This is a genomic window from Clostridium sartagoforme AAU1 (genome assembly GCF_000401215.1).
In the GTDB taxonomy this organism is placed as follows: domain Bacteria; phylum Bacillota; class Clostridia; order Clostridiales; family Clostridiaceae; genus Clostridium; species Clostridium sartagoforme.
The window spans coordinates 1-7,798 of sequence record NZ_ASRV01000031.1; the positions used below are offsets into that span (position 1 = coordinate 1).

Below are 7,798 nucleotides of genomic sequence, written 5' to 3' on the forward strand. Positions count from 1 at the left end.
TTTTTTGATATCAATTAAATTTTACAAAAATATATAAAAATTGATAAACTTTTTATTAACTTTTAATTAATAATAATACAATTGCGTATTAATCTATGTTTTAATTATACATTATTATGGAATTATATTCCATAATAATGTAAATAATATGACCTTTTGGAAAATAATAATAATTATCAAGTAGAGCGTTTCTATAAAGCTCTAAAATAGAAGTTATATTATAAAACTTTATACCAATCGGTCAAATTTTATATTGAAATATTTCTTTTTTGGTTATAAAATATTCTATGTATTTTATATACATAATCATTAAACTTAAGATATACGGAGGCACTTATGAAGAGTTTTACAACTATATTAATATTAACAATTGTTGGTGGTCTTATTGGATGGATAACTAATATCTTAGCCATAAAACTTTTGTTTAGGCCTATTAACCCTATTAAGATTCCTATCTTAAATATTAAAATATTAGGCTTAATTCCTAAAAGAAAAAATGAAATTGCTTCTAATATTGGTGAAGTTATTTCTAATGAATTACTATCAATGGATGATATATTAGAGCAAGCATTAAATAACTCTAATGGAGAAAGCTTTAATTCACATATAACAAATAAAGTTAAAAATATAATAAATGAAAAGCTTAATGTGATTCCTATGCCCTTTAGAATGATGGCATCACCTTATATTGATGATATATTAAATAAGGAAGTTCCTAATGCAGTTAATGAAATTAGTGCTGATTTATTAAATAAAGCTAAGGAAAATGTTAATATTCAGGAAATTGTTGAAGAAAAGATTAAAGAATTAGATTTAGAGCAGCTAGAAGATATAATAATTAGAGTTGCTAGAAAAGAGCTAAAACATATTGAAATTTTAGGTCTTATATTAGGTGCTATTATTGGAGTACTTCAAGGAATTTTAGTTATTTTCCTTTAAGGACAATATATTATTAACACTTAAATAATAAAAATCTTATATATATCCCCATCTATATTGAATTGTATAATATAGTAATTTAAAATAGTAATTAATATGTTCTTATGTTAGATTGAGGTGATTTTTATATTAGAAGCTTACTTTTTAGAAAATAGTATTAGAGACTTTAATGATATGTATCTTTGCTATTGTGGCTTAGAAAAGTGTGTGCCTTTACATTCCTTTGGTCCTGCTGTTAGACCTAATTATTTATTACATTATGTACTAGAAGGAAAAGGTTATTATTATGTGGATAATAATAAATTTACAGTTAATAAAAATGAAGGTTTTTTAATAAGCCCTAATATCGTTACTTTTTACCAAGCTGATCAGGAAAACCCTTGGACTTATTTATGGATAGGAATTGATGGTAACAAGGTTGAAGCTTACTTAAAATCAGTAGGTCTAGATAAAAACAATGTAATTTTTAAATCTAGTGAAAATGATGAACTTAAAGAATATGTTATGGAAATGCTAAAGCACCATAGAAGTACCCCTGCTGATTCTTTTAAAATAGAAGGGCTTTTATATCTGTTTTTTCCAAATTAGCAGAAGATAATAAAAGTATATTGCTTAATGATAAAAATCATTCTTATAATACATATATAAATAATGCAGTAGAGTTTATTCAAAACAATTATCATTCACAAATTAAGGTAACTGATCTTGCTGACTATGTATGCTTAAATAGAAGTTATTTAACATCTATTTTTCAAAAACATTTAAATATGTCTCCCCAAAAGTTTTTAATGGAGTTTAGAATAACTAAAGCTTCAGAACTTTTATATAATACGGATTTACCCATTGGTAATATTGCTTTTTCCTGTGGATATAATGATCCACTAGCCTTTTCAAAAGCCTTTAAAAAGGTAAAAGGAGTTAGTCCAAAAGAGTATAGATTAAATAAAGGTATTTCTGCAAATAAGCTTTTATTAAGAACATAATTAAATATTTATTATATAAAAGAGAGAAACTCACTTTATCTGATTTTCTCTCTTTTTAAATTTCTTTTATATTTAGCTTATTTTACTTAATGTCCAAATTTTAGCTTGGTAATCATTAAATAATTCTCCAATTTCAAGTCCTATATACATAAGTTCATCTCCGCCAAATACTTCTCCAGTTTCATTAAGTTTATATAATGAATTTTCCTCTAGTGCTTTAAGCTTTAATCTCCTTGGAAGTACATTTGCTTCTCCATACTTTTTTACATAACTAACTACAACTTTATTTTTATCTTTGGATAAATTCATCCATGCTACTTCATTACTATTAGATGAACTCTTTAGCCTATATAAATCTCCATATTGAACAATAGCTCTTATATTTTTATAAAACTCAACTTGAGCTTTCACTTCTTCTTTTTCTTCATTACTCATTTTTGTTATATCTAATTCGTAACCAAAGCTACCAGCCATAGCTACTACCCCTCTTGTATTAAGTGGAGTTATTCTTCCCACCTGATGGTTTGGAACTGCTGAAACATGACTTCCCATAGAACTAGGTGGATAAACTAATGATGTGCCTTCTTGAATCTTTAATCTTTCAATAGCATCAGTATCATCACTTGTCCAAGCTTGTGGCATATAATACAACATTCCGCCATCAAATCTTCCACCTCCACCAGAGCAGCTTTCATATAAAATATTAGGAAAATCTGAAGTTATATTTTCTAATATTCTATATAATCCTAACATATATCTATGCACAACTTCTTTTTGCTTTTTAGCTGGCCATGCAGGAGATCCTATTTCACTCATATTTCTATTCATATCCCATTTAACATAAGATATTGGTGCTGATTTTAATATATTTGTAAGCATTTTTATTACTGCATCACAAACCTCTTTTCTAGACAAATCTAATATAAGCTGATTTCTTGCTTGTGAGCGTGTTCTTCCTTCTATATGAATACACCAATCTGGATGTTCCTCATACAATTTACTATTAGGTGAAATCATTTCTGGCTCAAACCATAAACCAAACCTCATTCCCATTTCATTTATTTCTGATGCTAATAAATTTAATCCACCTTTTATTTTCTCTTCGTTAACAAACCAATCTCCAAGTGAAGACTCATCACTATTTCTTTTTCCAAACCATCCATCATCTAATACAAATAATTCTATTCCAAGTTTACTGGACTCATTTGCTAGCTCTTTAATTTTTTCATTATTAAAATCAAAATATGTTGCTTCCCAATTATTTATAAGTATTGGTCTTTCCTTATCTTTATATATTCCTCTAGATAATCTTTCTCTATATAAATCATGATATATATGAGACATTCCAGTTAGTCCATTAGGTGAATATACTAATACGGCTTCAGGGGTTTGAAACTCTTCTCTTGCTTCCAAATTCCAAGTAAAATCAAAGGGATTTATACCAATTTGTGCTCTTGAATTATTATGCATATCAACTTCAACATTTGCTAAAAAGTTTCCACTATAAATTAAATTGAATCCATAAACATCTCCATAATCTTCATTAGCATTGTGGCTAACTAATGCCATAAATGGATTTTGAGCATGGCTGCTTGCCCCTCTTCTACTTTCTACACATTGTCCTCCAGACCTTAATGGGGTTCTTATTATATGCCGCTCTCTTGCCCATGCTCCTGATAAATGTATAAAATCAAATTCACTGTTATTAAAGTCAACATTAGCACTTAAAACTCTTAATATATCAACTTCTTCATCGCTATCATTTATTATTTTACAAGATCTTGCTATTGCATTATATTCTTCAAAAATAGTATAGGATAATATTACTCTAAGCCTTGCCAGCTCATCCTTTAAGGTTATTTCTAGAGTTTCTGCTTCATTATCATTTTCTACATAGGTTGCTGGTAGTCCATTAAGTTTTTTCTTCCCTTTAAATATTTTATGACTATCATATCTAAAATCTGTTACAGTTGTTCCATTTGACAACTTTATTTGAACTGCTGGTGAGCGTAAATCTGCATTCCCATAGCTTGGGTACTCCTGTGGTATTGCTTCTAAATGTAAATTATCTATATTATCTAAGTCAGCTAAAAAACTTCCACACTGTCTTTTTTTAATTATATAATCTATTTTATTTGAATTAATTTTTCTTCCCCAATATAAATGAACTATATGTCCAGTTTCTAAAACTCTTAATACATAGCTTGTATTTTTTGATTCAATATTAAATAGTTTATTTTCTTTATTAAATCTAATTCCCATATTATCCTCCATCATAAATATATTTTTATACCTTTAATACTTAAGAATATTATAATTTGTGATAGATTTTATTAACATGACTATTTGTTATAACTTTATGTCCTAATGTTATTTTTATTAAGATTATTTTATTTAATATAAGAAAAGAGCTGTTTGCCACAGCTCTTTTTTACTATTCTAATTTGAATAATAGTTCATCTTCTAGAACTTTTCCTGTATCCTTAAATCCAAAACTTTCATAAAGCTTTCTTGCTATATTGTTCTTTGGATTAAAGGAAATATATATATCCTTACAATCCTCAAGTTTCTTCATTTCCTCAATTATTTTACCTAAGGCAAGTTTTCCATATCCTTTTCCTTGATATCTATGATCTATCATAAACCTACATATTTCATAAAAGGAATATTCATAGCAATATCCATACATTGTAAAGCCAATCATTAAATCATCATCATATATTGCTTTCACAATCCAACCATTTTGAACCTTTGATTGTGCAATGGAAAAAGCATTTGAAGCAACGAATTCTTCAAAAACATAGTGCTTACCATCTTTATTAGTAGTTAATAGGGTACATTCCACTAAATTACTCTTATCAATATCTTTTAAATATATACTCATTTTATCTCTTCCCCTTCATAGAACTTTTAATCCTATGTCTTTCTTGGCTCTTAGCTTTTGATAAATTATAGGCTTCTTCTCTTTTAAGCTTTTTATATCTTTCTAATCTATCTATTTCTAATTCACCATTTTCAACGGCTTCTCTTATTGCACATTTAGGTTCATTCTTATGAGTACAATCTGAAAACTTACATTGCTTTTCTAACTCTTCAATATTACTAAAGGATTTATCAACATCAGCAGAAATTAATCCAAGCTCCCTCATTCCAGGAGTATCAATTATTACTCCACCATCCTCCAATAAAAATAACTCTCTATGGGTGGTTGTATGTCTTCCTTTATCATTTTCACTAATTGAGTTAGTTTTTAAAACCTCTTCATTCAATAGCTTATTAATTAGTGTAGATTTACCTACTCCAGACGAACCAATAAAGGCTATTGTTGTTCCAGATTTAATATATTCCTTAACTTTTTCATATCCATTTCCATTTAAACTTGAAGTTACTAGTATATCTATTCCTATAGCAACTTCTTTAACTTCTCTTAGTCTTTCATCTATATCTTCATATAAATCCGACTTAGTTAATACTATAACTGGTATTGCCATGCTATCCCAAGCCACAGCTATATATCTTTCAAGTCTATTAATATTAAAATCATTATTTAATGCCATGCAGATAAATATATAATCAATATTTGCTGCAACAATTTGCACATCATATCTATTGCCAGCTATCTTTCTTGAAAAACAACTTTTTCTAGTTAACACTTTATGAATTATAGCATCACCATTTTTATTATCTGTTCTGTCTAATAATACCCAATCCCCCACTACAGGATAATCTAAAGTACTATTTGAAGAATATGATAATTTACCAGATACCCTTGCAAGCACTTCTCCCTCTTCAGTAACAATTCTATAAATATCCTTATATTGTACTGAAACTCTTCCTAAATAAAAGTTTTCATTATAACTACTTGCTTCTTTAATGTATCCTTCATTTAATCCTAATTCTAGTAAGTTTTTATTATTCATTCTTCCTCCCGAAATTTAAACATATTGGGAAGGATATTTATTGCTATACTGTAGTCACCTTCCCATTACCAACAATATAGTTTTTATTGATTCTTACTAAATCCATCATAAAACATCACATCCTTTCAGATAATTAATGGTTAATTTTGTAATTACCATCATATTTATTATATATTAATATTCATTTTTTTACACTATTATTTTAATTTATAAGCACTTTATTCGTTAGGTATAACTTCCCCCTTTTCATCTAACAAATATATTGCAAAAACTATCTCAATTTTCAAAGGATCTTCCTCCACACTTTCACCATTATAAACAATTCTTATTTTGTCACTCTTCTCTAGCTCGGGTAGCTTATCAGTAGATATTGTATTTTTATTTACAATAATACTATTTGCATTAATAATATCTTTGTCTGAATTAACATTTTCATTGTCTATTGGTACAACTTTAATACCTTCTTCTGTTACATCATCAACAACTGCATTCATATAATTTTCTGTTTTACCACTTTCTACTTTACACTTTACACATCCTATCATTAATAGACCTAAACTAAAAGTAATAATTAAAAGTATTACTTTTTTTGGAATATCTCTATATTCTTTCATACTCTACTCCCCCACTTAACATAAGCATTACCCCTTATAACTAAAAACATTATTAAAGCCTAATAAACTAAGTATCCCTTACAAATTTATATTATTCCTACTAATATAAATATACAATTATAATTTATGTCTTATGCAAAATATGCTATAGTGATAGAATTTAAATAAAACCTTATTATTTTCATTTAATTATATATTCAATTAATATATAATATAAATATATATTAATTCACAATTATATTATAAGTATTATTATTTTTTAGTTGGTACTCTAATTAGTTGGGGTGATGTCTATAAAGATAATGAAAAAAGAAAATTAATGAATAGCATTATTAAAAACTACTATATAAACAGTAATTTATTAATATCATAAGTTGGGGGTAAGATATGAAAAGTAAAAAATCAACAATAATAATATTAGTTTTAATTATAACTAATATTATTACAGTATGTTATTCAATGCTATATCAAAATAATATAATTAAATCATTAACAACTGATTTAACTATCACACAAAATGAACTATCTCAAAATAGAAGTTTAGTTGAAAAAGAAAAATATATCTATGAACTAAGAAACGTACTTGATTCTAATTTTTATTTAATTTTAAATTCAGCTATTAAAGGTGATTATATTAGTATCAAAGATAATTTAGCAGATGATGTTACAATTGAAAATGGTCATATAAAGGGTTTAAACTTTGATTTTACTATTCCTCAAGAAAATATGTCCTTGAGACAAAGAATGTATGATTTAGTGTCTGATACTGAATTTAGAAGTATATATGAAATATACGATTCAGGATACTCAAATGAACCAAAATATGATGCTAGGCTATACACGCTTAATGTAAAGTTTTCTCAAGTTGATGGGAATTGGAAATTAAACTTTATTAGCATTGATGAATAAGATTTTATTACAATATTACTCAATTAAAAATAATAAATAAAGGATACCATTAAAGGTATCCTAAACTATTATATCTAGCAAATTTTATATCATAATTATTAAAACTACTTTCAGTAGTTTTTACATTAATTATGCATTATCAATTATGCATTCTGCATTGTGCTACAGCACTTCTATCTTTTTATTTGCCAGTAACATCTTTTTGGTGAATAAATCTTTTCTTCTTTTTTAAGTTTATCCATTACCTTGGATACTTCTTTTTTATCTATTCCTGTTCCTTCTGCAACTGCAGTAGCATTTAATGGTTTATCATTTTTAGTAAAGAAATCTAAAACTACATCATAATTTTCCATATTATACATCTCCTTTTCATATTTATATAACTTTAAGTTACTATTATTTTACATAATATTTACTATAAATTTCAACTATT

General features: G+C 26.6%; 9 protein-coding genes. 4 read left to right on the top strand and 5 right to left on the bottom strand.

The features are described 5' to 3' along the window. Positions 1-336 precede the first annotated feature (336 nt). From A500_RS02575 to A500_RS20680, 3 genes are all read left to right on the top strand, one after another. Positions 337-939, top strand: coding sequence for a DUF445 domain-containing protein (locus tag A500_RS02575; RefSeq protein WP_016206025.1), 603 nt, complete (start codon positions 337-339; stop codon positions 937-939). Positions 940-1,056: 117 nt separating this feature from the next. Further along, on the top strand, positions 1,057-1,527 hold the full coding sequence (locus A500_RS20675; RefSeq protein WP_198010566.1) for an AraC family ligand binding domain-containing protein: 471 nt from the start codon (positions 1,057-1,059) through the stop codon (positions 1,525-1,527). Positions 1,528-1,547: 20 nt separating this feature from the next. Further along, positions 1,548-1,922, top strand: coding sequence for a helix-turn-helix domain-containing protein (locus A500_RS20680; RefSeq protein WP_198010567.1), 375 nt, complete (start codon positions 1,548-1,550; stop codon positions 1,920-1,922). Positions 1,923-1,994: 72 nt separating this feature from the next. Here the strand turns inward: A500_RS20680 and A500_RS02585 are convergent, their stop codons facing one another. The 4 genes from A500_RS02585 to A500_RS02600 all read right to left on the bottom strand — a co-directional run bounded on the left by A500_RS02585 (position 1,995) and on the right by A500_RS02600 (position 6,456). Next, positions 1,995-4,184 carry an alpha-galactosidase gene (locus A500_RS02585; protein WP_016206026.1) on the bottom strand — a complete coding sequence of 730 codons (2,190 nt, stop codon included), beginning with the start codon at positions 4,182-4,184 and terminating at the stop codon, positions 1,995-1,997. Positions 4,185-4,356: 172 nt separating this feature from the next. After that, complete coding sequence (locus A500_RS02590; protein WP_016206027.1) at positions 4,357-4,806, bottom strand: GNAT family N-acetyltransferase; 450 nt, start codon at positions 4,804-4,806, stop codon at positions 4,357-4,359. A gap of 1 nt (position 4,807) precedes the next feature. Further along, on the bottom strand, positions 4,808-5,842 hold the full coding sequence (rsgA, locus tag A500_RS02595; RefSeq protein WP_016206028.1) for a ribosome small subunit-dependent GTPase A: 1,035 nt from the start codon (positions 5,840-5,842) through the stop codon (positions 4,808-4,810). Between the two features lie 218 nt (positions 5,843-6,060). Next, a complete protein-coding gene (locus tag A500_RS02600) occupies positions 6,061-6,456 on the bottom strand; it encodes a hypothetical protein (RefSeq protein WP_016206029.1) in 396 nt (131 codons plus the stop codon). Between the two features lie 387 nt (positions 6,457-6,843). Between A500_RS02600 and A500_RS02605 the strand changes: the two genes are divergently transcribed. Beyond that, on the top strand, positions 6,844-7,365 hold the full coding sequence (locus tag A500_RS02605; RefSeq protein ID WP_016206030.1) for a hypothetical protein: 522 nt from the start codon (positions 6,844-6,846) through the stop codon (positions 7,363-7,365). Positions 7,366-7,538: 173 nt separating this feature from the next. Here A500_RS02605 and A500_RS02610 read toward each other — a convergent pair whose 3' ends face one another. Further along, positions 7,539-7,718 (bottom strand): MarR family transcriptional regulator, encoded by a 180-nt coding sequence (locus A500_RS02610; RefSeq protein WP_016206031.1) that lies wholly within the window; start codon positions 7,716-7,718, stop codon positions 7,539-7,541. Positions 7,719-7,798: the final 80 nt, after the last annotated feature.